Source organism: Streptomyces beijiangensis, from assembly GCF_017315755.1.
GTDB classification, from domain to species: domain Bacteria; phylum Actinomycetota; class Actinomycetes; order Streptomycetales; family Streptomycetaceae; genus Streptomyces; species Streptomyces beijiangensis.
The window spans coordinates 1-221 of record NZ_JAFLRJ010001174.1 but is presented as its reverse complement, the minus strand read 5'-3'; the positions used below and the strand labels follow the sequence as shown (position 1 = coordinate 221).

At 73.8% G+C, this 221-nt stretch carries 1 pseudogene; it reads right to left on the bottom strand.

The features are described 5' to 3' along the window. Nucleotides 1-221 (bottom strand): annotated as a pseudogene (locus J0695_RS41055) (L-aspartate oxidase); the annotation flags it as partial.

The window sequence follows — 221 nt, the reverse complement described above, 5'->3', positions numbered from 1 at the left end:
GAGGGAGGGTCGGGGGGAATTCGGCGGTGTCTGTGGTGCTGACCGCGAGCGAGCGGTCCGGCTGCAGTCGTACGACCAGGTGACGGCGCCAGGCCTCGTCCTCGCGGTCGGGGTGGTCCTCGCGCCAGTGGCAGCCGCGAGTCTCCTCGCGACGCTGCGCGGCGGCAACCAGGACGCGGGCCACGCACAGGAGGTTCGTCGCCTCCCAGGCCTCGACGCCG